Genomic DNA, 1,594 nt, shown 5'->3' with positions numbered 1-1,594 from the left:
CGGCGTCCAGCTTCTCCTGCGCCGCCTTGAACTCCCCCTCCACCGGGTTGGTGAAGTCCTCGGGCCGGGCCGGCGGGGTGGCCGGGCGCTGATCGACCGGCATGGCGTTGTAGGCCTTGGCGCGCAGGTTGTAGGTCAGGGCGTCCTCGCGCCACTGCGCGACGGCCGCATCCAGCTTCTTCTGCGCCGCCTTCCGCAGCTCCACGGCCTCCTGGGCCTGGCCTCGGGCCCAGGTCACGGTGTGGGCGTAGTTCTCCAGCGCGGCGGCGGCCTTGCCGCAGGCGTCGGCAGCGGTCAGCCAGCCCTTGGGCTGTGGGGTGAAGGTGGCCCGGAAGGCCTCCGCCGCCTCGCCCTTCCAGTGCTCGTGGTCCAAGCGGGCCAGGGCGGTGCCGGTCTTCTCGAACGCGTCGTGGAACCTCTTCAGGTGCGCGGCGACCTCGCCGATCCGCTTCGGGTCGCCGTGCAGGAGGTGGCGCACGTCGTCGCTCCGGCCGAGCTCGGCCTCGCCGACCTGCAGGCCACCAGTGTCCGCCATGTCGTCGCCCCAGCCGCGCACGGACTGGGCGGCGCCGTCGAGGCCGACCTCCTCCAGCAGCCCGCCGACCGCGCTCGCGCCGCCCTTGAGGAGTCCGGCGCCGGCCTGGACGTTGACGTCGATGAACTTCCCGCCGGCGCTCAGGGCGCGGTCGAGCAGGCCACCGCTCACGGGTTGTCGCCGGTGACGGCGCCCTGGATGAAGCCTGCGACGGCCTGGGGCTGTTCGAGCTTGCTCTTGGCGGCGTCCTTCCAGGCGTTCTTGATGTTCTCGCCGGACTGGGCGGCGGAGGCGGCGGAGAAGTCGGGGTTGGTGAGCTGGGTGTAGGGGTTGTCGCCCCAGATCTCGTTCCAGGACTTGCCGGCGGCCTGCTCGCCGCTCTGGTGGGGGTTGCCCATGGCGGCGGCGACGGTGCCCTTGAGCAGGCCGTCGACGTACTGCTCCTGCTCGTGGTAGAAGCCTGCGGCCAGGCCGAGGCGCCCGGCGACGGCGGAGCCCTGCTGGACCAGGGAGCGCACGCCCCAGGACCAGCGTTCGCAGAACTCGCCGAAGACGGCGCTGAGCTGGCCGTGACCGGCGTCCATGCCGGACAGTTCCAGCTCGGTGAAGCCGCGTCCGCTCTCGGCCAGGCCGGCGATGCCGAGCTTCTGCATCTCGTCGATCGCCTCGTTGATGCCCTTCTCCGCCAGCTTCAGCGTCTCCGGATCGACCTCGAAATCCGCCACACCCACTGCCCCCCCGTATCCGGTCAACCGTCTCTCCTACACCCACCCGCTACTGCGCGACCGCACCCGCCGCACCGGGCGGGCCTGTGGGGCCGTCCAGGGCGAGCGCGTCCGGCACGATCCCGCGCATCGGCGGGAAGAGCATGCCCTGCGTACCGGCCGCGTCCAGGGCAATCCCGCCCGGCACCCCGAGCGCGGGCACGGCCACGTCCAGCAGCCGCGAGCCCAGGACCGTCAGATAGGGCAGCCCCTCCAGCGGCAGGCCCTTGGCCTGGGCGAAGGCGGCGAGTTCGGCCTCACTCGTGAAGGCGTGGATCCAGCGCAGCCCGCCGTG

The 1,594-nt window shown here is 72.3% G+C and carries 2 protein-coding genes and 1 pseudogene; all 3 read right to left on the bottom strand.

Annotated elements, in window-relative coordinates; translation table 11 throughout:
- Positions 1 to 706: putative T7SS-secreted protein (locus tag ACWEQL_RS42375; protein WP_452156955.1), on the bottom strand; the 706-nt coding region annotated here is incomplete at its 3' end.
- Positions 703 to 1,260 carry a hypothetical protein gene (locus ACWEQL_RS42370; RefSeq protein WP_452156953.1) on the bottom strand — a complete coding sequence of 186 codons (558 nt, stop codon included), beginning with the start codon at positions 1,258 to 1,260 and terminating at the stop codon, positions 703 to 705. The genes ACWEQL_RS42370 and ACWEQL_RS42375, both read right to left, overlap by 4 nt.
- Positions 1,261 to 1,309: 49 nt before the next feature.
- A pseudogene (locus ACWEQL_RS42365) lies at positions 1,310 to 1,594 on the bottom strand (SseB family protein); the annotation flags it as partial.

The sequence above is a fragment of the Kitasatospora sp. NPDC004240 genome (assembly GCF_053603215.1).
This window is presented reverse-complemented; position numbering and strand designations above follow the sequence as displayed.